Genomic DNA, 21,976 nt, shown 5'->3' with positions numbered 1-21,976 from the left:
AAAGGGCACTGCCTTCCTAGGGTGCGGCGCGCCTCCTTATATCCTTAGGGTAAGACTCTTTAACATCCGCTCCGTGGCACTGTAGCGCGGGGTGGGTGCCAGGGGAGAAAGGAACGACGATGTCAGAACGTACCCCGAAGCAACCGTTGAATGACCCGGAGTACACGGTTCCCGAATACAGTGTGCTGTTGCCCTCCGAGGAGGCTAAAAACACCACGGCAGAGGGCGATGCCGCCCCCGAAACCAGCGCCCCCAGCGGCGCCCCCAGCGGCGCGGTAGGCAATAACGCGGCAGAGGATAACGCGCCCGGCGACAGCACCCCCGCGCACGCCATCACCGGCTACCGGGAGGCGACTGTCGGCTACAGTGCCCCTACCGCCTCCGAGCATGCGGGTTGGGTACGTCCGAAGGCTCTGCGCAGCGCCAAGCGGTGCACCACCGCGATTATTATTCTGTCGCTTTTCACCACTATCCAGCTCTTCCTGCTCTTCGGTAAACCAATCGCCGGTGTGGAGACGCTACCTGACCTTGTCCTGCGTATGCTAGGGTACCCTCTCATCTTTGTTCTTATCCAGATTTTGCTCTTCTGGATGACCTGGAAAGGACACAGGTGGGCGCACATACTTACCCTCATGTACAGCGCCTACGAGGTCTTGAGTCGCATGTATTGGTTTGCGCAAGATTTCCTCGTGGACTCCCGCTATATCACCTTGTTGATGGATGAGTTGCAATCCTCCGACTCTGCAGATTTTGCGGTCGCTTTTCTCATACGTACCGCGGTTGGTGTTGTCATTACTATCCTCTACATCCGGAACATTGTGTTGCTGACCCGTCCCCCTGTGTGGACGTACACGACTGCCGGCAACAGTGCACTGAATAACCAAGTGGTCAATCAGAATCCACAGGCATCTAACACGAACTCCAATGAAGGCGGGAACAGCCTCAACTAGGATGTTTGCCTCAAACGGCGCCACTATCACCAAAGGGCTCAGAGCGTGAAAAGGGTGGGGATACCAAACGGTATCCCCACCCTTTCTCATCCCCGGCTCAGCAGCCGAGAAGGACTCACGTATTACTCAGCAGATTCCTGCTTCGCCTTCGAACGGCCACGCAGGTACTCGATAATAACCGGCACCACAGAAACCGCCACAATAATCACAGCAATGTACTCAATGTTGTTGTGCACGAACGGAATACCGCCCAGCAGCACACCCGCCAGACCAATCGAACCAATCCACGCAACCGCGCCAACAACATTCCACAGGTGGAACTTCTTACGGTCGTACGAAGAAATACCAGCCGCAAGAGACACAAAAGTACGAACAATCGGCACGAAACGACCCAGAACCAGAGCCAAGCTACCGCGCTTCTGGAAGAACTCCTCAGTAGTGTGCAGGTTCTTAGTGCTCAGAATCTTCGCGTCATCCTTGAAGATCTTACGGCCGTAACGGGCACCAATCTGGTAGCCAACCTCAGCGCCAGCAATAGCAACCAGCACCAGGACCGGGAAAGCAACCCACAGGGACAGGCCCATCTGCTCATGAAGCATACCCAGAGCAAAAATCAGGGAGTCACCCGGAAGAACCGGGAAAAGAACACCGGACTCAATAAATACGATAATTGCCGAAACTACCAGAACCCAGGGGCCGGTATTGAGCAGGAACTGCTCAAGGTCGAGACCCAAGAGCGCAACCGGAAGATGCGCCAAAGCGGTGGCAAGAAAAGTCATAAAAAATCCTGAACTGTGAGTGGACCGCACGCACGGATCGGCGGCGGAGTAACACTAGCATAGAAAGCGTACCTATGGTGAACATTGTGCAAAACTATGCGGAGGCTGTGTATTACTGGCACAATTCTACCGGCATTTACACCGGACGCACGGGTGAGCGAGGCGTAAATCTCCCCACCATCGCGGCTAAACAGCCGGAGGTGACGCGGCGCTCGCACGCTTCCTCAAGAAATGACTATCCGCAGAGCCGGGCGATACCGGGGTGTGACATGATGGAAAGAGAGCACGGCGCGTCGCGGCGTAGCGATTGCCCCAACCACCCACCGTTGGAGAGAACCATGAACCCCGAACAGCCAGCTTCCAGCCCCGCCGATCTCCTGCATGCTGATTCCCTGCACACGGATCCCCTGCATGCTGAAGCCCGTGAAGTGTTGCGTCGCCTCACCGGCGTTCCTGACGCTGAGTTCCACGACGGCCAGTACGAGGCGATTCGCGCCCTCGTAGCCGACCGCGCCCGCACCCTCGTCGTGCAGCGTACCGGCTGGGGTAAATCTGCGGTCTACTTCATTTCTTCCCTGCTGTTGCGTGCCCGCGGTATGGGCCCGGCGCTTATTGTCTCCCCGTTGCTTTCCCTCATGCGTGATCAGGTTGAGGCGGCATCCCGCGCGGGAGTGCGCGCCGCCATGGTGAACTCCGCGAACGTCACCGCATGGGATGAAATCCGCACCCGCCTCGAAGCTAACGAGCTCGACGTGCTCCTGGTGGGCCCCGAACGCCTCAATAACCCGGCGTTCCGTGAGCAGTGGCTGCCGTACCTGCTGCCGCGCCTGGGGCTACTCGTTATTGATGAGGCGCACTGTATTTCTGACTGGGGCCATGATTTCCGCCCCGATTACCGCCGTATTGGTTCGCTCATTAAGTCTCTGCCGGTGGGTGTACCGGTGCTGGCGACTACCGCAACCGCGAATGACCGTGTTAGCCGCGATATCGCCGAACAACTCAGCACTGATACCACCGCACCCGTGCATGTGTTGCGCGGTCCGCTGTCCCGCGAGTCCCTGCGCCTGGGTGTTCTGACCCTGCCTCATGAGGCGCAACGCATCGGCTGGTTGCTCACGCACCTGAACAGCCTGCCCGGTTCGGGCATTATCTACACGTTGACTGTCTCCGCGGCAGAAGATACCGCAAATGCTCTGCGTGCCAGTGGCTACGAGGTGCTCGCCTACACCGGTAAAACTGACCCGGATGAGCGGCTGGTTGCAGAGCAGGCACTCAAGGAAAACAGGGTGAAGGCCCTTGTTGCGACGAGTGCCCTCGGTATGGGTTTTGATAAGCCTGATTTGGGTTTTGTTGTGCACCTGGGCGCGCCGTCGTCTGCGGTGAGCTACTACCAGCAGATTGGTCGCGCCGGACGAGGTGCCGTCAACGCTGATGTTCTGCTCCTGCCCGGTCGTGAAGACCGCGCCATTTGGGAGTATTTTGCGACCGCCTCCATGCCCAATGAGGAGCAGGCGCTGGCGGTGCTGGATGCCCTCGCCCAGTCCCCGGAGGGGTTGAGCATTACCGCGTTGGAGGCGCGCGTTCAGTTGCGCCGCTCCACCCTGGAGCTTCTGCTGAAGGTCCTGGACGTTGAGGGTGCCGCCGTGAAGGAAGGCAACTATTGGCGTCGAACCTCTTCGCCGTGGCAGTACGATAGCGCCCGTTATGCGGCGGTGGCGCAGGCGCGTGTGGTGGAGCAGAACGCCATGCTCGAGTATGAACGTACTAGTCAGTGCCGTATGCTTTTCCTAGCTCAGCAGCTTGATGATGCTTCCGCGACTGCTTGCGGCCGTTGCGATGTGTGCGCGGGCCCCTGGTACCCGGTTGAAGTTCCCGCTGAGGCGCAGCAGGCGGCGCAGAGCAGCTTCAATACGGTGGGCGTGCCCCTGCAACCGCGCCGTATGTGGCCGAGCGGGCTGGACCAGCTGATGGGTGCGGATGCGCCGTGCGGTCGTTTGTCTAAGGACGAGCAGGCTGAATCCGGTTACGCTTTGGCGCGTCTGAGCGACATGGGGTACGGTACTCGTCTGCGTGAGCTTCTGGCGACGAATGAACTGGGTGAGCCGGTTGATTCTGAGGTTCCTGCCGAGCTGGGTCGCGCCTGCGTGAAGGTGCTTGCCGCTTGGGAGTGGGCTGAGGTGGGTCGTCCGGTGGCGGTGTTGACTCTGCCTTCGCCGGTGCGTCCCCGTTTGGCTCAGTCCCTGGGTAGGGGATTGGCATCGGTGGGTCGTCTGGTGGATTTGGGTCAGGTGTCTCTGGTGGGGGAGCCGCGTTTCTTTGGCGGTAATAGCGCGTTCCGTTGTGCGGATGTGCTGCGCTCGTACCGGGTGCCTGCAGAAGTTCTGGACTATGTGCGTGAGCATCGGTGCCCTGTTCTGCTGGTTTCTGACGTGGTGGATTCGCGGTGGGCGTTCACGGCTGTGGCGCGTGAGCTACGGCTGGCGGGTGCTTCTGCGGTGTATCCTTTCTCTTTGGCCGCCACCCACTAGTTGCGCCCATTAGTGTTTATTTATTCCCCTGACGAGGTTGTATGTCATATTCGGAATATTCAAAATTGACGGTCACAGACGGTTGCTCCGCTGTGCTCAGCGATATTCCCGCTCGCCCCGAACACAGCGAGTGGATGGTCCGCGCCCTCGCCGAGGGTGCCGCCGCAGGTGAGCGTGGCGAGATCCCTATCGGTGCTGTGGTGGTGGATGAGCAGGGTGTCATTATTGGTTCGGCAGGCAATACCCGCGAGCGGGAGCATGACCCCAGTGCCCATGCGGAGGTGAATGCGATTCGTCAGGCGGCGGCGCATCGTGGTCAGTGGCGCCTGGACGGGTGCACGCTCGTGGTGACGGTTGAGCCGTGCCTGATGTGTGCCGGCACGATCCTGGCGTCGCGTGTTTCGACGGTGGTTTTTGGGGCCTGGGAGGAGAAGACGGGGGCTGCTGGCAGTCGTTACGATGTACTGCGTGACGGCAGGGTTGCTCCGGTTCCCGAGGTGTATGCGGGGGTGCGTGCTGATGAGTGTGCACAGCTGATGGTGGACTTCTTTAGGGAACGCCGCCCCTGACCTCCCCTAGGCCTCACCCCTAAAAGATGGTTTGTATAACGCGAAAAGCCGCGCAGAGATTGCGTGGCTTTTCGCGTTATTTGTACGAAAAACCCCATTTATTTGAAAAATACTTCAAGAATTTCAAAAATGACCCCTGTTTTTTCATGAAAAGCCCACCACATCACACATAACCGGGTCTACCATATATAGGCATTGGAGCCTCCGCCTGCCCGCGCCTGACGTTCAACACCCCGCGCGGTGCCCGCGGATAACTCCCAGAAACTCACCCGAACCATCCATTCTCTGAGGGGATCTAACCGTGTTAAGCGTTGACAATATTTGGGCAAAAGGGCGCCACACTCCGCTTTTTGACCGCACCACCTTCTCAGTGGGCGAGGGTGAAGTGATTATTGTTCAGGCGGATAGCCAGTTGGAGCGTACCTCTCTCGCGTTGGCGCTGACTGGTCGCCTTCCCCTGTCCGGCGGCACGATTAGCTGGAGCGAAGGCGATGATGAGCCTCGCCGTATTTCGATGAGGCGTCTGCGTGCTCTCAGCAGCGTGGTGGACTCTCCTGATGTGACCGCTCCTGAGCAGCATATGCGCGTGCACGATTACGTGTCGGAGATGCTCTCCTATAACCTGCCGATTTTTGGTCGTTCCCGTGCGAGTCGCTGGTTGGCCGAGCGCGGTCTTGAGGAGCTGGACGGCCTGTGGATGGATGAGATTAGCGGCGAGATGAATGTTGAGCTGATGGCTGCTTTGGCGCAGCATAGCCCCTCTGATTTGCTGGTTTTTGATACTCCTTCCCGACACCTGAACCACACGTACATGTGGCTTCCGTACCTGGAGGAGCTTGCCGCCGATGAGGACCACCCGCGCACGGTGGTGGCTGTTGTTCCGCATATTTCTGAATCGTGGCATGGTGCGCGTGCTGTGGTGGGTAGTGTTCACATGGATCAGGACGGTGAGCTCGAGTTGGCGGAGGAGTCCGTGGAAGAGCAGCCCGAGACGGAAGAGTTAACTGAGACTGAACCCGTGATTGATGTGATTGAGGTGCGTGAGGTGGAGGAAATCCCCTTGACCTCTTCGATTCCCCTCACCCTGGCGGCATCCGGCACTTCCGGAGCCGTTCAGACCGCTGAATCTAAGACTGATAACCAGAAGACTGGCAACCAGAAAACTGTTGCCCAGAAGACCGCTGAGAAGGAGTAAGAATGACTGTTCTGCGTGTGGCTCTTGTTGAGCTTAAGCGCCTGACCAGCGGTGTTCTGCCGGTTCTGGTGCTGCTTGCGATGTCCTGCATTCCGCTGCTGTACGGCGCCCTGTACCTGTACGGTAACTGGGATGCTTACGGCCATGTGAATGGCATTGTGGGTGCCCTGGTGGTTGAGGATGAGGGCGCGGAGGATTCTGAAGGTAAGCAGGTGAACACCGGTGCTGATGTGCGCCAGTCTCTGCTGGATGCTGGCACGTTTGATTGGCGTCAGGTGCAGACCCGCGCTGAGGCTGTTGAGGGTGTGGAGACCGGCACCTATGACTTTGCGATGGTGATTCCGAAGGATTTTTCCCGTAATTTGCAGAGTGCCGGTTCGTTTAAGCCTGATGCTGACGGCAAGACGGGTACTATTGATGCGCGTTCGGCGGGCATTGAGGTCATTACGAATGACGCGAACAACTATGTGCTGACGAATATCGTCACGAAGGCGGGCACTTCGGTGCGTGATTCGGTGGCGGAGAAGGTCGGTAATTCTACGGCGAATTCGCTGTTGGCTAGCTTCACGACTATTCATTCGAAGATGGGTGAGGCTGCTGATGGTGCGTCGAAGGTGAATAACGGCACGGTGAAGCTGGCGGATGCTATCACTCAGCTGAAGGACGGCACTGCCACGGTGAATGATGGTGCCCTGAAGCTGAAGGACGGCACCTCCTCCTTGGCTGATGGTCAGTCTCAGTTGTTGGATGGTCAGAAGCAGTTGGCGGAGGGCGCTGCGAAGCTTGCTGATGGTGTTTCGACTTTGGATTCGGGCGCCGCGAAGCTGGATTCTGGTGCCGCGAAGCTTGCCGATGGTGCTTTGAGCTTGAAGGATGGTTCGTCGACTTTGGCTTCGGCTGCGGCGTCTGCTTCTGATGGTGCGGCGAAGTTGAAGGACGGTTCGGCGACTCTGGCTGAGGGTACCGCGAGCTTGAAGAGTGGTTCGGCGGCGGTTGCGAAGGGCGCTAATGATTTGGCGTCGGGTATTCATCAGATGCGTACTGGCATGGATCAGGCGGGTATTCGTGAGTTGCCGGCTGAGCTGAATGCGATGTGCACGCGCCTGCATGAGACGGATACGTCTGCTGGTAGTGGTGATTTTGGTCGTGACTTGTCGAATACTGTGGTGTCTGCGACTGCACAGAAGATGCGTGCTCAGTTGGCGCCGTTGGTTGAGGCGGGTACGTTGACTCAGGAGCAGGCTGATCAGCTGGTGGCTGCTGTTGATTCTGAGGAGACGAAGAATGAGGTTGCTGAGCTGAATCAGAAGGCTCTGCAGTCGCACCTGGCTACTCGTGATGCTGCCGCTGCTGATGCCCTGTCGAAGCTGAGCGCATTGAAGTCGAGCCATTGTATTTCTGATGGTTCGTCGTCGACTGCGGTGAAGATTCAGACTTTGGTTGCTGGCGTGGATTCGCTGGATTCCGGTGCGTCTTCGCTTGCCAAGGGCGCTTCGTCGGTAGCTGATGGCGCCGCTCGTGTGGATGCTGGCGCGTCCTCGTTGGCGTCAGGTTCGGCGAGCCTGGCTGATGGTAATTCTAAGATTGCTTCGGGTGCTTCGAGCCTTGCGAGTGGTTCTGCGACTCTGTCGGGTGGTGCTTCTGAGCTGAAGGAGGGTACCGATTCTTTGAAGAGCGGTACTGCCGAGCTGAAGGATGGTAGCGGTACTCTGGCGGAGAAAGAGCAGTCTGCGGTTGAGGGTCAGCAGAAGTTGGCTGATGGTGCGAATGAGCTGAAGGATGGTGCGTCGCAGCTTTCTGACGGTACGGCGAAGCTGTCTGATGGTTCTACTCAGCTGAATGATGGTGCTTCCGAGTTGAAGGATGGTACTTCGTCGTTGGAGAGCGGCCTGGCTTCTGGTGTTAAGCAGGTTCCGAGCCTTGCTCCGACTGATCAGGCGAAGGTTGCGGATACGATGTCGAACCCGGTGACTTTGTCGCATGATTCCTTGGCGTCGGGCCGTAACTATGGTGAGGGCATGGGCCCGTTCTTCATGTGCTTGGCGTTGTGGATTGGCGGCTTGATGCTGGTTCAGACGTTGCGCGTGATGAATAACCGTGCGTTGGCTTCGCATGCTCCGTCGATTCGTGTGATGCTCGGTAGCTGGATGCCGTTCGGCCTGGTGGGTATTGCTCAGGCGACTTTGATGTTTGCCGCGATTAAGTTTGGTTTGGGCTTTGAGATGGCTCATCCGTGGCTGGTGTGGCTGTTCCTCTGCTATGTGGCTTTGGTCTTTACCGGCTTCATTCACGGTCTGACGGTGATTTTGGGTGCGCCGGGCAAGCTTGTTGCTTTGGTCATTCTGATTCTGCAGCTGATTACTGCGGGCGGCACGATGCCGTATGAGACTTTGCCTGAGTCGATTCGTTGGATGCATGATTTCTTCCCGATGGGTTATGCGGTGGCGGGTACGCGTCGTTTGGCGTATGGCATTAATGAGTCGAGCCTGTGGGGCATCATGCTGGTTTTGACTCTGTGGGGTCTGGCTGGTCTGATGTTGGGTTACATTGGCACGCGTCGTGATCGTACGTGGTCGCTGAAGAAGCTGGCTCCGGAGATTACGGTGTAACAAACCCTGTTTAGTCGCACCGGGGGAAAACTGTCTAATAAAATAGAGATATATCTGCAAAAAGGGAGGGAGGACTGCTGATGTTGCAGCGCCCAGTCGCTGAAGCTTCAAGTCGTCGTCCCGGCCGTACAGGTAGAACTCAGTTGAAGTTGTTCAACGCTGCTATGGAAATCATGACCGAAAAGGGGCTTGAGTACGCCACTGTTGAAGAGGTGGCTGCCCGGGCGGGTGTTTCTAAGGGAACCGTGTATTACAACTTCGGTTCTAAGAAGACCATGGTGGATCAGCTGGTTCAGTACGGCACGCAGTTGCTGCTGAGCGATGCGCGTCGCGCGGCGTCGGTTCATTCTGATCCGCGTGAGGCGTTGCGGAGTGCTGTTCGCGCCGCGTTCCAGTATCTTGAGGACCGTCCGGGTTTTACTCGGATGTGGCTTTCGGAGGCGTGGAAGGGTGCGGATGGTTGGACTGAGGCGATGAGCGATAACCGTCTGAATCTTCTGGATTTTTTGGAGGAGATGACGGAGGCTGTGGCTCGCCGCTATACGGTTGATACCGCTCAGAATCCTCGTGCGATTGCGATCTCTATGTTCGGCGCGATTTACATGTTTGCTATGGATCGTGAAGTGCATCAGGCGGAGCGCAATGCTGAGGATGCAACGCGTGCTGTCATGCTGGTTGTAGATGGGTATATCCGTCATTAGGCGGACCTGTTGGGGTCTGTAGACGTAGCCGGGACTTCGGTGTCGGGTGTCGAAAAGGGCACGGTGAAAAGGGGCCGTGAAGAGGGCGACACCCGGCTGCCGCACGTGGTTTTTCTTGCTCTCCTGTTGGGGGTGTGCTATAGTTTTCCACTGTTGGTGGTGTGTCCGAGCGGCCGAAGGTGCATCACTCGAAATGATGTTTGGTGTAAAAGCCAACGGGGGTTCAAATCCCTCCACCACCGCACCAACGAAAACCCGTCGAGATTCGTCTCGGCGGGTTTTTGCATGCCCGGATTGTTCTGGGGTGCTGCTGGCGGGTGTTTGTGCGGGGTACTTCGCCTCGTTTATAGGGTGTGTGCCACTTCCGGGGCTTTGCCGGTGCTTGCTGATTCGGGGGTAGGTAAAATCGTATTATGCGTATTAAGATTCTTGACCACCCGCTGGTCTCTCACAAGATTAGTGTTCTGCGTGATAAGAACACCCCGTCCCCGATTTTCCGTCAGCTGGTTGATGAGCTGGTGACCCTTCTTGCCTATGAGGCGACTCGCGAGATTCGTGTGGAAGAGGTTGAGGTTGTGACTCCGGTGGCGACTACTACCGGTGTTCGTATTGCTGATCCTAAGCCGCTGGTTGTTCCGATTCTGCGTGCTGGTCTGGGCATGCTGGAGGGCATGACTCGTCTGGTTCCGACCGCTGAGGTGGGCTTCCTGGGTATGGCTCGTAATGAGGAGACCCTGGATATTGTGACTTATGCTGAGCGTCTGCCGGAGGATCTGACTGGTCGTCAGGTGTACCTGCTGGATCCGATGCTGGCTACCGGTGGCACCCTGATTGAGGCCATTAAGTTCCTGCGTGAGCGTGGTGCTGAGTCTGTGACTTGCGTGTGCCTGATTGCTGCTCCTGAGGGCATTGCTGCTCTGGAGAAGGGCATTGAGGGTATGGAGAATGTTGACCTGTTCCTGGCTGCTCGTGATGAGCGTCTGAACGAGAAGGCGTACATTATTCCGGGTCTGGGCGATGCTGGTGACCGCCTGTACGGTCTGGCTGAGTAGTTTTTCAGCGTTATTCACGTGATGTGAGTGGGGCGCCTCTGCATATGTTTATGCATGTGCGGGGGCGCTTTGTTGTGTCTGCTGGAGGCTGTGTGCAGGTCATATGGTGTGGTGTTGGGGGATGTGTGTCTAACGGTCTGCTGTCTTGGGTGTTTATGGTGTTGTTGGGCGCTTGTGTGGGTTTATGAAACACCCTTGATAATATGTGATAAGGAACACTATAGTGCTTTGAGGGACTCAAAATATATTGAGCATATTCACAGCTTCACATGAAAATACAGGGTGAAACCAGTAAATAAAAGAAGCTATGAATATTTATAAGGGAAAAATACTGAAAGCTTCAGGCAGTCCCTGAAACCCTAAAACATGAGAGGGGGCATTGTACTCCTCTCGCCCATAAAGATGAATCCACTATGCTGAATCCGCTTGATTTATCCGTCAAATAGGAGAAATATTAAGTAAGAGGATTGAAGCTCGAACAGGTATTGGGGACTGTTTGACTCGGCGTCACTTCCGGCGCACCCCACACTACGTACGACAGGGATCCCGTACACAGACTTTGAGAGAAGGTTGAACCATGTCAGGCGCTGTACCTGGATATGTCCACATCTCCCAGCGCGGCCGCGCCGCTAAGCGCCAGGTCGTGCAGCCTCAGCGTCCCGTTGCGCAGGCCGCAACGTTGCGTCCGATGACTTTCTCAGCCGGTGACCCTGCCCATAAACAGGCTCAGGAAAATGAGGCACGCGGCTTTGTGCTCTATGTGGGTTTGAATGAGGAACTTGCTGCAGCGAACGGTACCTCCCTGGTGCGTATCGTTCAGGATCTGCGCACTTATGCACACCACCTGGCTCCCGAGTCGGAGTCGTACGCCGCTGTGGCGTTGGCTCCGGTGAACGCTGAGGGTAGCGACCTTGAGGTAGTACGTAATGCACTCGGCGATCCGACCGCAATGTATATGCACCCGGAGGCGCATGTCGCCCGCGAAGCAGAGACCACGAATAGCCACTCTTCGGGTGTGCTGATTGACCTGGCGCGCCGCGAGGTGTTCCTGGATGGTGAGCCGCTCATGCTGACCTTCAAGGAATTCGAGCTGCTGGCACACCTGGTGGAGAACTCTTCCCGCACCGTGGGTCGTGAGGAGCTGCTGAAGGCGCTGTGGAGCTCCGGTGACGAGCATCCGCATGAGCGTACGATTGACGTGCATATTCGTCGTCTGCGTTCGAAGCTGGGCCGCCTGTCGGGTACCGTGCGTACGGTGCGCGGTCAGGGTTACCGCTTCTTTGAGCACCCCGAGGTTGTTGTCTGGGCTGCTCCGGAATACTCGATTTAGCGTGTACAGAATTTAGCTTCTGTAGAGTGCACCCCGGTGTGCTGGCGTGATGCCGGTGCGCCGGGGTTTACTTGTGCCCGCCTGGGGGTGTTAGTGTGCGTGCTGTGGCGGTGTGCGGCATGTTCCGGCGCCCTCTAGATAGAATGGGTGTATGGCTGAAAATTCTTCCAACACTGCATCTGGCTCGTACCGCAGCGGGGTCAAGCGTCTGATTATTATGCGCCATGCGGAGGCTGATTGGGGTCTGAATGATTTTGATCGTCCGCTGACGAAGCGTGGTCATGAGCAGGCTGCCGCTGCTGGCGCTTGGCTGGCGGCTCGCGGTTATATTCCGGAGCAGATTATGTCGTCATCGGCTTTGCGTACTCGTCAGACGACGACTTGGGTTTCGGATGGTTTGGGGGCGAAGGCGCCTACCGCTCATCTGGATGAGGGGCTGTACGAGGTGTCTGCGTCCCGCATTATTGCGCGCATCAACAGCGTTTCGGAGAATGTTCATTCTCTGATGGTAGTGTCGCATCTGCCCGGTGTACAGGATGCCGCGCAGCGCCTGATGAGCCCTGATTCTGACCCGAATGCGTCCATGGATGTGTATTACGGTTTCCCGCCCTCTTCTATTGCGGTGTTTGAGGTGCCGGGGGAGTGGGCTCTGCTGGATGGTGCGGATGCGCGCCTCGTGGATTTCAAGAGCTTCTAGTCCTGAAACTTCTAGCCCAAGAGCTTCTAGGCTTCGTGCCTGAATGAAATGGGTAAAGCAAAAGCCCCGTACCAACCGGTACGGGGCTTTTTGTGGCGGAGACGGGGGGATTTGAACCCCCGGTCGAGTTTAACCCCGACCCTTCATTAGCAGTGAAGTCCATTCGGCCGCTCTGGCACGTCTCCACGGTGCGCTCGTGAGCGCATCCCTATAAGAATATAGGCTGTTTTGCGCTTGGTCAATTCGACCCATGCTCGGGGGATATCTCTGAGCGTGTGTTGCTCTATAGGGCGGACTATGGCTTGTAGGCTTTGAGGCTTATAAGCATTTTCGATAAACTGCTACCGTCCGACCGATAAATAGAGGGCGTCTCTGGCGTGTGATTTTTCCATACGGTGTTGCCAGAGTTGTCTTATTTACTCAACGAAATGAGAAATCATGTCTGAAAACCCCAACAACCCCCAGCCCCAGTTCAACCAGGACCCCCAGTTCAGCCAGCAGGCACCCCAGTATGGTCAGCAGGCTCCTTACGGTGTGCCCGTTCAGACCCCTGAGCAGCAGGCTCAGGCGAAGAAGGCAAAGACCCTGTCGATTGTCTCTCTGGTGAGCGGTATTGTGAGCTTCTTTGTCCTCGGTTTCATCCTTGGTGCTGTAGCTATTGCGACCGGCCGCCTGGCTATGAATAACCCCGAGCTGAAGAACCGCGGTATGGCTATTGCCGGTACTGTTCTGGGTGTCGTCAGTATTATTTTGCTGGTCGCTCTGAAGATTTTTGTAAAGCAGTAAGATTGAATCTACCTGCAGTAGCCTCATGATTTGAGGAAGCCCGCGTGTACTCCGTGTGCACGCGGGCTTTTGCGTGCCTAATTAGTTTTCTAATTAGTGCATATATGGTGCGTATAGCTCCAGAATGACGAATTCGTTTGTGTCCACCTCAGTGATGGGTTAGGGTGGGTAATGTTTAATGCACACCATTCACACGAAAGAGGGGCCATATGTCTCAGAACCCGCAGGACTCTAACTCCTACGACTACAACCCGGAATACGGTAACCTGAACGAGCAGAACGCTCAGAACGGCCAGTATGGCCAGCAGCAGTACCAGCAGCCTGCTCAGTACGGTCAGCCCATGATGGTGCCCGTCGGCATCGTTCAGAAGACCCCCGAGCAGCTTGCCGGTGAGAAGGCCGGCCAGACCTCCATGGTGCTCGGTATTATTGGTCTGATCTGCAACTTCTTTGTTAGCTGGTGGCTGTTCGGTCTGCCCTCGCTGATCATGGGTGTTATCGGCATTATGAAGGCTAATGAGGCTGAGCGTTTTGGCACTGCAGCTTCGGGCGGTCGCATCATGGGCTGGATTAACGCAGCTTTTGGTGGCCTGTTCTTGGTTGTAATCGGTGGTTTCCTGCTGCTGGGTCTTATCGGCGCGGCAGGTGCTGCTTCTTCCTCTTCCAACCACTTTACTGAGCTGGTCAGCACCCTGGCACTCTTCTAAGAGCTCTTGCCCCTCCCTGAGGGTGCGTAAAAGCCCCGCTTCTCAATGTGAGGAGCGGGGCTTTCGCGTACCAGCTGGCACTCTACTGCCCTCTTAAAATGTATTGCGCGGGTTTGCGCAACAGATGTAGTTGTACCCGTTCCAATCATGGGTTAGGGTGAATTAGGTTTAACGCACACCAGCCGTACGAAAGTGAGATGCCATGTCTCAGAATCCTCGAGGTTCAGACCCCTACGACTACAACCCGGACTACAACCGTCTGAACGAGCAGTACAACCAGAACGGTCAGTACGGGCAGAACACTCAGTACGGTCAGTACGGTCAGGGTTCTTACGGCCAGTACGGGCAGAGCTCCTACGATCAGTATTCCTACGACCAGTACGGTCAGAATTCGTATGACCAGTATGACCAGAATCAGTACGACTCGTACGGTCAGCAGTACCAGCAGCCCGACCAGTACGGTCAGCCCATGATGGTTCCTGTGGGCTTTTTGCAGAAGACCCCTGAACAGATTGCTGGTGAGAAGGCTGCTCAGACTTCTACGGTGCTCGGTATTATTGGCTTGATTTGTGCTCTGACGTTTGGCTGGTTCTTGCTGGGTCTGCCCTCTCTGATTCTGGGCGTTATCGGCATTATGAAAGCTAATGAGGCTGAGCGTTTCGGTGTGGCGGCTTCGGCTGGTCGCATTCTGAACTGGATTACCGTAGTTATTGGTGGCATGTTCCTGGTGCTTTTAGGTGGCAGTATGCTACTGGCGATTATGCTGGCTCTTTCTGATTCCGCAGCTAATTCCAGACTGGTGGATGTTGCGCAGATGCTGGCACTTTTCTAAACACTTTCGCCCTCACTGGAGGGTACGCATAAGCCCCGTTCCTCAATGCGAGGATCGGGGCTTTGCTGTGTATACGCCGTATGTTTTGTGGAATCGGCTCGACATGCTTGTTCCAGTGCGGGGGAAGGCCTAGGGTGGGCTTAACACCCCCCTCGTGCGGAATGTGAAAGGTTGTGGATGCGATGTCGCAGCTACCCCAAAACAATGAAGCCTTCGGTAATGCCCCGGAATACGCCAAGCTCCACCGGGGGAGCGGTAGCATGCAGTCTGGTACGGACGACCCGCCGCTACCCGCGAGTGAGTTCTCTTCGAGCGTGTGGAAGATGGGCCCTGGCGAAAAAGCCGCAAACCTCTCCCTGATTTTCGGTGTCTTCGGTATACTTGCTCTCGCCCTAGCGTTTTGGTGGGTTTCCCATGGCTTTGGTATCGGCATGCCAATAATCATTGCTGCGCCGTTACTGAACCTCTTGGGTCTCTGGCAAGCACAAGTGGCAAGACAGCACGGTGAGGACGCCAACGTGGGTTTGTTTCTCAGCGGGATAGGAATGGTCATTGTCATCGCCATCGTCGGCTTCATCATAATGATTGGGTTTGCTCTGTACGGCTTCAATGATGCAGGCCCGTCGACGAGCCTGAACGCTCTCTCACTTTGATAGACACGTAACACCCGGTATTGAAAGGTTGTGGATGCGATGTCGCAGCTACCCCAAAACAACGAAGCTTTCGATGACAACCCCGAGTACGCCAAGCTCTACCAGGCGAACAACAGCGTGCAACCCAGTGCTGACGATACGGACGACTGGGAGCAACATGCGAGCGAGCAACCTCCTGACGTGCAAGGGGCACAAGACGGTAAAAGGGTAGCGACCTTCTCCCTGCTTTTCGGCGCTCTCGGCCCGCTGACGTTCTTTCTAGGGTGCTGGTTGATTTTCCATGATCTTGGAGAAAGCGGTCTGCGGGTAGTGTTCGTTGCGCCGGTGCTGAATGTCCTGGGTATCTGGCTGGGGTTCGCGGCAAGGCGGCGTGGTACGCGTGCCATCGGTGGTCTGATTCTTAACGGGCTGGAGCTATGCATCTTCATCGGTATCGTAGTCCTCGTCACGTCGCTTCTAAACGCCTTGTCAGGCATACACTAACGACGCCCCCGGTAACTCGAAACGGCATATGTGAAGAGCCCCGTTCCTCAATACGAGGAACGGGGCTCTTTGCGCTCCACACGTGGAGCAGAAGCTAAAACGCGGATGGTAAGGGATTTGAACCCTTGAGACGGGGTTACCGCCTACTGGTTTTCAAGACCAGCTCCTTCGGCCGCTCGGACAACCATCCATACGCACCAGAGACCGGCATTTTATGGCAATACCGTGCCGCAGGGCACTACGAGATTATCTCATGCGATAAGCTTTCTGTAAATCGCGCACCAACGATGGTGCTTCCGGCAATGAGGAGGACTCATGAGAGCAATTATTGAGAACAGTCACGGTGGACCTGAGGCTCTGACAATCAGCGAAGTCCCCGCCCCCGTACCCCGATCCCACGAAGTTCTCATCCGTGTTCACGCCGCCGGAATCAACCGCGCCGACGCCCTGCAGCGCCGCGGATTCTACCCGCCGCCCGCCGGCGCGAGCGCCATCTACGGCCTCGAAGTAGCCGGCGTTATCGAAGCGGTCGGTGAAGGCGCCTCCGTGGAGAACCGCGGCACCCCCGTCATGGCGCTCCTCGCTGGAGGCGGCTACGCCGACTACGTGACCGTACCTGTCGACCACGTGCTACCCGTACCCGAACAGCTGAGTTTTGCCGAAGCCGCCGGCATTCCCGAAGTCGCGGCAACCGTCTACTCGAACCTGGTGCTCACCTGCGGCATGAGCATGAACCCCGCCGAAAACCTCAAGGAAGACGGCGAACCCGCGGTGGTGCTCGTGCACGGTGGTACCGGCGGTATCGGTGTGCACGCCATCCAGCTGGCGCTCGCTGTAGGTACCCGCGTGTTTGCGACCGTGGGAACCGAGGAAAAAGCAGAATATGTACGCTCACTAGGTGCGGAACCCATTATTTATACCGAACATTCGTTCCGTGAAGTTCTGCTGGCTGAAACTGGTGGGCGCGGCGCCGACTACATCCTCGACGTCGTGGGCGGAAAGTACCTGGACGACAACCTGCACGCCCTCGCCGACGGCGGTCACCTGTGCATTATCGGTCTGATGGGCGGCGCCAAAGCAGAAGTGAGCCTGGGGTATATGCTCTCCCGCCGCCTGTCGGTGCACGCCACGAGCCTGCGCACCCGTTCGGATCAGCAGAAGGCTGAGATTCTGCGCGGTGTACGTGAGCACGTGCTGCCGCTGATTGAATCCGGCAGGATTGGCGTGGGTCTGGACCGTATCTTCGACATGGAGGAGGCAGCTGCCGCTCACGAGTACTTCGACTCCGGTCAGCATCGCGGCAAGATTGTGCTGCGCATGGTCTAGAAATCGCTGCGCCCTCGCGGTGCTATTTTAGGCCGGTGCCATTTTAGGCAGGTGCCGCGGGGAGTGTTGCGCGTGAGCGGCGTGAAGAAAATCTGGGCTTGAAATAAACAGCTGACTGCTGACATCTCGTCACTAAAAGAAATTTAGGGTAACCTAAGCATAGGGAGGTTTGCGGGTCGCCGCAGAGCCCATCACCGGCAGCCTCCACCGACCAACAAACACGGCACACACACCACGCAGAGGAGGGCATATGGGACTTAAAAGCTACCTGCAATCGCGCCGCGACGACGCCGAACTCGGCAAAGGCATCTGGCGCCGATCCCACGACCGGTTTATTCGCGGCATTGACCGCTTCCACCAGGTCCTCGAACGCCTAGCGGCAACCGATTCGTCCACCTCCATGATTGAGCTCATCGTGCCGGACGCAAACGCGCTCGCCGACCTGATTCCGCGCGTGCGTGCAGTCGCTATGGAAGCGCACCGCCTCGCCCCCAGCGACGGCGATATTCCCGCCTCCCCGTTCGGCACCTACTCCGACCTGAACCGCGCCCTCTCCAAGGCAGGTAACGCCGTGGCACTCTGCGCCGAAGCGCTCGCCATGGCACGCTGCTTCGGCAATTGTGCCACCGGATGCGACCGCCAGGTGAGCGTGCACCGTCGCGTGGAAACCGTCATCCAGCACATTGAAGACGCCGAACGTCTGATTCAGCGCGCCCAGAAGGAAGCCGCCGGCGAGCTGACCTTCGACGATGGAATCCCCGTGGGCCGCACCCAGCTGATTGAGGCATAACACAGGGCCTAAATTGCGGTCAACAGGCGGGTTAGTTTGATGTGCACCTCAACAGGCGATACGCTTAAAGAAGAGGTGTAGGACACTTCTTATGCGGTTCCGTCACAATGGAGGTGACGACACAATGCGATGGTACGCGCGGAAGAACCGCAGGCTTTTTCCTGCCCCTCTACGGCACAACCCAATGCATATACAATTCACGGAAGAAGTCACACACCATGTTTGAATTCCACCGCAATGAGCGTGCGCGTCAGCTGCGCCCCAGCCTCTCACGCTCCTGGCTCCTCGTGCGCGCCAACTCCTCCGAAGAAGTCTTTGAAGAGGCCTTCGAATCCGAGGCCGACTCCATCATTATCGACCTCGAAGACGGCTGCCCCGCCGAAGAGAAGGACGCCGCTCGCGAACAGGTCGTCCGTATGCTCAACTCCGGCGTCGTCGCATGGGTGCGAATCAACGCCATCACCACCGAACACTGGTGGAAGGACGTCAAGGCCCTCAAGAACGTGAAGGGCCTGCGAGGCGTCATGCTCGCTACCGCAGAGCACGCCACCGACATTGACCGCACCGCAGCCGAGCTGCCCCCCGGAACCCCCATCATCGCGCTGATTGAGTCCGCACTCGGCGTGCACCACTCCATCGAAATTGCGCGCGCAATCGGCACTTTCCGCCTCGCATTCGGCGCAGGCGACTACCGCCGCGACACCGGCTCCTCCGCAACCCCCATGGCGCTCGCCTACGTGCGTTCGCAACTGGTGATTGCCTCCACCCTGGGCGGTCTGCCCGGCCCCATCGACGGCCCGACCCTCGGCGCATACGGCGCTGACCTCTCCAAGGCATGCGGCTACGCGAACGACCACGGCATGACCGGTAAGATCACCCTCGACATTCGCCAGGCTGAGACCATCAACGCGGCATTCTCCCCGAGCGAGCTCGAAATCGAAGAAGCACACCAGATGCTCGACGTGCCCCTCGACGGCCCCCGCGACGGCTCCTACCTGCCGCGCTACCTGCGTGCAAAGAAGGTCAAGGAACTCGCCAAGGTCTACGGCCTGTGGGGCAAGACCGACAGCGACTTCCAGCGCGCATCCAAGTAAGGCGCTGGTCTAAAGTACACACGTAAAAAGCCGCGCATCCGACCCCTGAACGGGGAACAGGATGTGCGGCTTTTGTCTGCCTGAAACCTCTGGCGCGCTACAACTTAGCTACTAGTTGCGGGGCGACTTGCCGCCCGTCAGCGCATGAGCGCACACGTATGAAGTCACCAAAGAAATCACAATCGGCACCAGGAACGAGGTGTCATCCTCATACACGGAACGGTAGAAGAACCACACCGCCAGGGAAACCACCAGCGCCAGCACGTACACCAGAGCAAAACGCATCGTGGGGCTCATCGGGCGTGCAGGGTCCGCAGAGGCGCGACCACCCTGCGAACGGTTCTGCAGACGCTGAGTATTTGAGGAATGAGAAGACACGAGAATCTCCTAAAAATCGACGGTGACATCCTGCGAGATACGTGACATCTCTCAGATGCTAAAAACCGCCGCAACACACCGGAAACCGGCACGCGTTACGGCGGATGTGGAGCCCCCAGTGGGATTCGAACCCACGACCTTTTCTTTACGAGGGAAATGCTCTACCCCTGAGCTATAGAGGCACATATGCGTTCGTTCCCAACCGCCCGAAAGCAGCCGACGAACAGTGCATACCCCGCAATAGTACCAAAAAGGCGGGGGAGAGGCTAATTACTTTCAACACCGGCCCCGCAGCTGGGAGCATGCGACAGGGCGGCTATGGTGTGCACTGCATTCACCCCGCAAACCCGCCCGAAGATAGGGAATGTTCAGGGCAGAGGCATACAATAAACCCTATACCCACGGCGGCTGATAGCACCTCACAGTGCACATCAACCACAGGCCAGCCCGCCACCCATAGAGAGAGGAACCACCATGACTTCACCCCTCAACCGCCGCACCCTGCTGCTGGGCGTAGTGCCCGTCGCAGCCCTGGGACTGAGCGCATGCGGTTCCAGCTCCTCCCAGCCCTCCCCATCGGCATCTGCGAGCGGTTCGGCGAGCGCATCTGCAAGCACCGCCGCTACCTCGGCAAGCGCATCCGCAAGTGCTACCGCGAGCGCTTCGGCATCCGCGGACCCCTCGGCTTCTGTGAGCGGCTCGGCAACCGCCGATGACGGCTACGTCGGCTACCGCCTCAACCGCGAAGTACCCGGTGCAGGCACCGCAACCCTGTACACCGACTACCAGTGCCCCTACTGCGCCAAGGCAGAACCCAAGTTCGAAGAAGCCGCCAAGAAGCTTGACGGCATCATGAACGTGACCGTGCGCCACATGCCGCTGAACATGCACGCCAACGCCGTACCCGCCGCCCTCGCCGTAGAAGCCGCAACAGCTCAGGGTAAGCACCTCGAAATGGCGAACAAGCTCTTCAACACCCAGAACGACTGGAAGAACATCAAAGAACGCGACAAGCTGCGCACCCTCTTCAACGACTACGCCAAGGAACTGGGCCTGAACGTCGAAGAATTCGACAAGGTCCTCCTCGCCTCCGACACCGTCAAGCCCATCCAGCGCGACTACGAGCACGCCGTGAAGATCGGTGTGAAGGGCACCCCCACTTTCGTCGTGAACGACAAGGTCGTTGAGGGTCTGGATTCTTCCTCCTCGGTGGATGACCTGGTCAGCACCTTCAAGCGTGAAGCTGGCGTGAAGTAGTGGCACACATTCAGCTCTCCGGCGGGCAGCGCGCCGAAATTCACCCCGACGGGTTCAGCGACCACGGCCACGTCCTCGAAATCGGTGGCGCCGAGCAGTCCCACGTGGACGTACAGAACCCCGACTACGTGTTCTACGAGTACCTGCGCCGCATCGCAAACGCGGTGGATGCGCTCGCACCCGCCGGCGAACCCATCACCGCCGCACACCTGGGCGCCGGTGCGCTCACCCTCGTGCGCTATATTCAGGCAACCCGCCCCGGCTCCCGCCAGGTTGCCGTGGATATTGAACCCGAGCTCATGGGCTTCGTAACGGACCGCCTGCCGCTACCCGCCGGAACCGACTGCCAGCTGGTGGTCGGTGACGCCCGCGAGCAGCTGGCGAACCTGCCCAAACTGCTGGGCGTGCCCGGCTTCGACGCGATCATTCTCGACATCTTCACCGGCATGGATGCGCCCGCCCACTTGGCGAACCGCGATTTCTACCACGAACTCAAGGACGCCCTGAGTGAACGCGGCATGGTCGCCATCAACGTGGGTGACGACGCGGGTCTGCCCTTCTTCCAGCTGCAGGCAGCCGCCATGCTGGAAGTCTTCGACCACGTGTGGTGCCTGTGCGAAAGTTCCATGATTAGCGGGCAGAACGAGGGCAACCTCGTGCTGGTTGGTACCGCCCGTGAGCTGGACGAGGACACCCAGGACTGGCTGTACGCCCTGGGCCCGCATCCGGCGGAGGTGCTCACCACCGATGAGCTGCGCAACCTGCTGGACGAGCTGGCTGAGAGCTAAACCTGACATACAAAACCGTTGAGGCGGGTACCAACCAGGTATCCACCTCAACGGTTTTCTATATGGGTTTTTCTATACGCCGCGCGCCGTACGCCGGCAGAATTTTAGTTTTTACTCAGGTAGCGGCACGGGAACGGGGCCCTCGCCGTCATCCTTCTGCTTGTGGGAATTACCCTTGGTGGTGGTCAGCGTAATACCCACACTCGCAGTCATCAGCAGGAAAATCGCCACCCAACGAATCGGGCCGGTCTCCTGATTCAGCAGCGCCCAACCGGCAATCGCCGCGATGGCGGGCTCCATGCTCATCAGCACACTAAATACGCGCTCCGGCAGGTTCCGCAGAGCCATCAGCTCCGCGCTATAGGGAATCACCAAACAGCGGGAAGAGCGTCACCGCGAACGCGGCACCGAACTGCAACGACGAGCAGGATATCAGCACAAACATAATGCCCAGTGCGGGACGTTGAGATGA

General features: G+C 57.7%; 22 protein-coding genes and 4 tRNA genes. 20 read left to right on the top strand and 6 right to left on the bottom strand.

Features of this window, described 5'->3' with window-relative positions; all coding sequences use genetic code 11:
- The first annotated feature begins 119 nt into the window (after positions 1-119).
- On the top strand, positions 120-950 hold the full coding sequence (locus tag O3675_RS08295; RefSeq protein ID WP_371571976.1) for a hypothetical protein: 831 nt from the start codon (positions 120-122) through the stop codon (positions 948-950).
- Positions 951-1,072: 122 nt separating this feature from the next.
- Here the strand turns inward: O3675_RS08295 and O3675_RS08290 are convergent, their stop codons facing one another.
- Positions 1,073-1,729 carry a DedA family protein gene (locus tag O3675_RS08290; RefSeq protein ID WP_044150059.1) on the bottom strand — a complete coding sequence of 219 codons (657 nt, stop codon included), beginning with the start codon at positions 1,727-1,729 and terminating at the stop codon, positions 1,073-1,075.
- 338 nt (positions 1,730-2,067) lie between these two features.
- Here O3675_RS08290 and O3675_RS08285 point away from each other — a divergent pair, with 338 nt between their 5' ends.
- The 9 genes from O3675_RS08285 to O3675_RS08245 all read left to right on the top strand — a co-directional run bounded on the left by O3675_RS08285 (position 2,068) and on the right by O3675_RS08245 (position 12,410).
- Positions 2,068-4,257 (top strand): RecQ family ATP-dependent DNA helicase, encoded by a 2,190-nt coding sequence (locus O3675_RS08285; RefSeq protein ID WP_371571974.1) that lies wholly within the window; start codon positions 2,068-2,070, stop codon positions 4,255-4,257.
- A gap of 41 nt (positions 4,258-4,298) precedes the next feature.
- Positions 4,299-4,826: a nucleoside deaminase gene (locus O3675_RS08280; RefSeq protein WP_371571972.1), complete on the top strand. Its 528-nt coding sequence runs from the start codon at positions 4,299-4,301 to the stop codon at positions 4,824-4,826.
- Between the two features lie 385 nt (positions 4,827-5,211).
- Entirely contained in the window at positions 5,212-6,021 is an 810-nt protein-coding gene (locus O3675_RS08275; protein ID WP_371571970.1) for a multidrug ABC transporter ATPase, read from the top strand.
- Between the two features lie 2 nt (positions 6,022-6,023).
- A complete protein-coding gene (locus tag O3675_RS08270) occupies positions 6,024-8,630 on the top strand; it encodes a YhgE/Pip family protein (protein ID WP_371571969.1) in 2,607 nt (868 codons plus the stop codon).
- A gap of 80 nt (positions 8,631-8,710) precedes the next feature.
- The gene (locus tag O3675_RS08265; protein ID WP_005504416.1) at positions 8,711-9,331 is read left to right on the top strand and encodes a TetR/AcrR family transcriptional regulator; all 621 of its coding nucleotides are present in this window, start codon (positions 8,711-8,713) and stop codon (positions 9,329-9,331) included.
- Between the two features lie 155 nt (positions 9,332-9,486).
- Positions 9,487-9,573: transfer RNA gene (locus O3675_RS08260), tRNA-Ser, on the top strand.
- A gap of 171 nt (positions 9,574-9,744) precedes the next feature.
- Complete coding sequence (gene upp, locus O3675_RS08255) at positions 9,745-10,383, top strand: uracil phosphoribosyltransferase (protein WP_005507583.1); 639 nt, start codon at positions 9,745-9,747, stop codon at positions 10,381-10,383.
- A gap of 577 nt (positions 10,384-10,960) precedes the next feature.
- A complete protein-coding gene (locus tag O3675_RS08250) occupies positions 10,961-11,713 on the top strand; it encodes a winged helix-turn-helix domain-containing protein (RefSeq protein WP_005504418.1) in 753 nt (250 codons plus the stop codon).
- Positions 11,714-11,864: 151 nt separating this feature from the next.
- A complete protein-coding gene (locus O3675_RS08245; RefSeq protein WP_012902807.1) occupies positions 11,865-12,410 on the top strand; it encodes a histidine phosphatase family protein in 546 nt (181 codons plus the stop codon).
- 93 nt (positions 12,411-12,503) lie between these two features.
- On the opposite strand, the gene O3675_RS08240 is transcribed toward O3675_RS08245, so the two are convergent.
- A tRNA-Ser gene (locus O3675_RS08240) sits at positions 12,504-12,595 on the bottom strand.
- A 253-nt stretch (positions 12,596-12,848) separates the two neighbouring features.
- On the opposite strand from O3675_RS08240, the gene O3675_RS08235 reads away from it, so the two are divergent.
- From O3675_RS08235 to O3675_RS08215, 5 genes are all read left to right on the top strand, one after another.
- Positions 12,849-13,196 (top strand): DUF4190 domain-containing protein, encoded by a 348-nt coding sequence (locus O3675_RS08235; RefSeq protein ID WP_049337778.1) that lies wholly within the window; start codon positions 12,849-12,851, stop codon positions 13,194-13,196.
- A gap of 209 nt (positions 13,197-13,405) precedes the next feature.
- Positions 13,406-13,903 carry a hypothetical protein gene (locus O3675_RS08230; RefSeq protein ID WP_049337779.1) on the top strand — a complete coding sequence of 166 codons (498 nt, stop codon included), beginning with the start codon at positions 13,406-13,408 and terminating at the stop codon, positions 13,901-13,903.
- Positions 13,904-14,105: 202 nt separating this feature from the next.
- On the top strand, positions 14,106-14,735 hold the full coding sequence (locus O3675_RS08225) for a DUF4190 domain-containing protein (RefSeq protein ID WP_371571966.1): 630 nt from the start codon (positions 14,106-14,108) through the stop codon (positions 14,733-14,735).
- A gap of 182 nt (positions 14,736-14,917) precedes the next feature.
- Positions 14,918-15,388 carry a hypothetical protein gene (locus O3675_RS08220; protein WP_371571964.1) on the top strand — a complete coding sequence of 157 codons (471 nt, stop codon included), beginning with the start codon at positions 14,918-14,920 and terminating at the stop codon, positions 15,386-15,388.
- A 39-nt stretch (positions 15,389-15,427) separates the two neighbouring features.
- Positions 15,428-15,871, top strand: coding sequence for a hypothetical protein (locus tag O3675_RS08215; protein ID WP_049357367.1), 444 nt, complete (start codon positions 15,428-15,430; stop codon positions 15,869-15,871).
- Positions 15,872-15,973: 102 nt separating this feature from the next.
- Here O3675_RS08215 and O3675_RS08210 read toward each other — a convergent pair.
- Positions 15,974-16,061, bottom strand: a tRNA-Ser gene (locus O3675_RS08210).
- Between the two features lie 125 nt (positions 16,062-16,186).
- On the opposite strand from O3675_RS08210, the gene O3675_RS08205 reads away from it, so the two are divergent.
- The 3 genes from O3675_RS08205 (at position 16,187) to O3675_RS08195 (ending at position 19,081) form a co-directional block, all read left to right on the top strand.
- Complete coding sequence (locus O3675_RS08205) at positions 16,187-17,197, top strand: NAD(P)H-quinone oxidoreductase (RefSeq protein WP_371571962.1); 1,011 nt, start codon at positions 16,187-16,189, stop codon at positions 17,195-17,197.
- Between the two features lie 250 nt (positions 17,198-17,447).
- Positions 17,448-17,987, top strand: a complete 540-nt coding sequence (locus O3675_RS08200) for a dehydrogenase (RefSeq protein WP_371571960.1) — start codon at positions 17,448-17,450, stop codon at positions 17,985-17,987.
- Positions 17,988-18,205: 218 nt separating this feature from the next.
- Complete coding sequence (locus O3675_RS08195; protein ID WP_044150069.1) at positions 18,206-19,081, top strand: CoA ester lyase; 876 nt, start codon at positions 18,206-18,208, stop codon at positions 19,079-19,081.
- Positions 19,082-19,192: 111 nt separating this feature from the next.
- On the opposite strand, the gene O3675_RS08190 is transcribed toward O3675_RS08195, so the two are convergent.
- Both O3675_RS08190 and O3675_RS08185 read right to left on the bottom strand, forming a co-directional pair.
- Positions 19,193-19,459, bottom strand: a complete 267-nt coding sequence (locus O3675_RS08190; RefSeq protein WP_049327025.1) for a hypothetical protein — start codon at positions 19,457-19,459, stop codon at positions 19,193-19,195.
- A 107-nt stretch (positions 19,460-19,566) separates the two neighbouring features.
- Positions 19,567-19,641 (bottom strand) — tRNA-Thr (locus tag O3675_RS08185).
- Between the two features lie 292 nt (positions 19,642-19,933).
- On the opposite strand from O3675_RS08185, the gene O3675_RS08180 reads away from it, so the two are divergent.
- Both O3675_RS08180 and O3675_RS08175 read left to right on the top strand, forming a co-directional pair.
- Positions 19,934-20,716 (top strand): DsbA family protein, encoded by a 783-nt coding sequence (locus O3675_RS08180; protein ID WP_371571958.1) that lies wholly within the window; start codon positions 19,934-19,936, stop codon positions 20,714-20,716.
- Positions 20,716-21,504: a spermidine synthase gene (locus O3675_RS08175; protein WP_371571956.1), complete on the top strand. Its 789-nt coding sequence runs from the start codon at positions 20,716-20,718 to the stop codon at positions 21,502-21,504. The genes O3675_RS08180 and O3675_RS08175 overlap by 1 nt, the downstream gene beginning before the upstream one ends.
- A gap of 111 nt (positions 21,505-21,615) precedes the next feature.
- On the opposite strand, the gene O3675_RS08170 is transcribed toward O3675_RS08175, so the two are convergent.
- Positions 21,616-21,852, bottom strand: coding sequence for a hypothetical protein (locus O3675_RS08170; RefSeq protein WP_371571955.1), 237 nt, complete (start codon positions 21,850-21,852; stop codon positions 21,616-21,618).
- Between the last annotated feature and the right edge of the window lie 124 nt (positions 21,853-21,976).

Source organism: Rothia sp. 27098_8_27, assembly GCF_041432805.1.
Lineage (GTDB): Bacteria > Actinomycetota > Actinomycetes > Actinomycetales > Micrococcaceae > Rothia > Rothia mucilaginosa.
This window is presented reverse-complemented; position numbering and strand designations above follow the sequence as displayed.

Excerpts from the sequence above, each read along its gene's own strand:
- O3675_RS08180 (WP_371571958.1), top strand. The coding sequence starts at position 19,934 with ATGACTTCACCCCTCAACCGCCGCACCCTGCTGCTGGGCGTAGTGCCC.
- upp (WP_005507583.1), top strand. The coding sequence starts at position 9,745 with ATGCGTATTAAGATTCTTGACCACCCGCTGGTCTCTCACAAGATTAGT.
- O3675_RS08265 (WP_005504416.1), top strand. The coding sequence starts at position 8,711 with ATGTTGCAGCGCCCAGTCGCTGAAGCTTCAAGTCGTCGTCCCGGCCGT.
- O3675_RS08295 (WP_371571976.1), top strand. The coding sequence starts at position 120 with ATGTCAGAACGTACCCCGAAGCAACCGTTGAATGACCCGGAGTACACG.
- O3675_RS08250 (WP_005504418.1), top strand. The coding sequence starts at position 10,961 with ATGTCAGGCGCTGTACCTGGATATGTCCACATCTCCCAGCGCGGCCGC.
- O3675_RS08170 (WP_371571955.1), bottom strand. The coding sequence starts at position 21,852 with ATGGCTCTGCGGAACCTGCCGGAGCGCGTATTTAGTGTGCTGATGAGC.
- O3675_RS08270 (WP_371571969.1), top strand. The coding sequence starts at position 6,024 with ATGACTGTTCTGCGTGTGGCTCTTGTTGAGCTTAAGCGCCTGACCAGC.
- O3675_RS08245 (WP_012902807.1), top strand. The coding sequence starts at position 11,865 with ATGGCTGAAAATTCTTCCAACACTGCATCTGGCTCGTACCGCAGCGGG.
- O3675_RS08285 (WP_371571974.1), top strand. The coding sequence starts at position 2,068 with ATGAACCCCGAACAGCCAGCTTCCAGCCCCGCCGATCTCCTGCATGCT.
- O3675_RS08215 (WP_049357367.1), top strand. The coding sequence starts at position 15,428 with ATGTCGCAGCTACCCCAAAACAACGAAGCTTTCGATGACAACCCCGAG.
- O3675_RS08290 (WP_044150059.1), bottom strand. The coding sequence starts at position 1,729 with ATGACTTTTCTTGCCACCGCTTTGGCGCATCTTCCGGTTGCGCTCTTG.
- O3675_RS08195 (WP_044150069.1), top strand. The coding sequence starts at position 18,206 with ATGTTTGAATTCCACCGCAATGAGCGTGCGCGTCAGCTGCGCCCCAGC.
- O3675_RS08235 (WP_049337778.1), top strand. The coding sequence starts at position 12,849 with ATGTCTGAAAACCCCAACAACCCCCAGCCCCAGTTCAACCAGGACCCC.
- O3675_RS08220 (WP_371571964.1), top strand. The coding sequence starts at position 14,918 with ATGTCGCAGCTACCCCAAAACAATGAAGCCTTCGGTAATGCCCCGGAA.
- O3675_RS08225 (WP_371571966.1), top strand. The coding sequence starts at position 14,106 with ATGTCTCAGAATCCTCGAGGTTCAGACCCCTACGACTACAACCCGGAC.
- O3675_RS08280 (WP_371571972.1), top strand. The coding sequence starts at position 4,299 with ATGTCATATTCGGAATATTCAAAATTGACGGTCACAGACGGTTGCTCC.
- O3675_RS08200 (WP_371571960.1), top strand. The coding sequence starts at position 17,448 with ATGGGACTTAAAAGCTACCTGCAATCGCGCCGCGACGACGCCGAACTC.
- O3675_RS08230 (WP_049337779.1), top strand. The coding sequence starts at position 13,406 with ATGTCTCAGAACCCGCAGGACTCTAACTCCTACGACTACAACCCGGAA.
- O3675_RS08205 (WP_371571962.1), top strand. The coding sequence starts at position 16,187 with ATGAGAGCAATTATTGAGAACAGTCACGGTGGACCTGAGGCTCTGACA.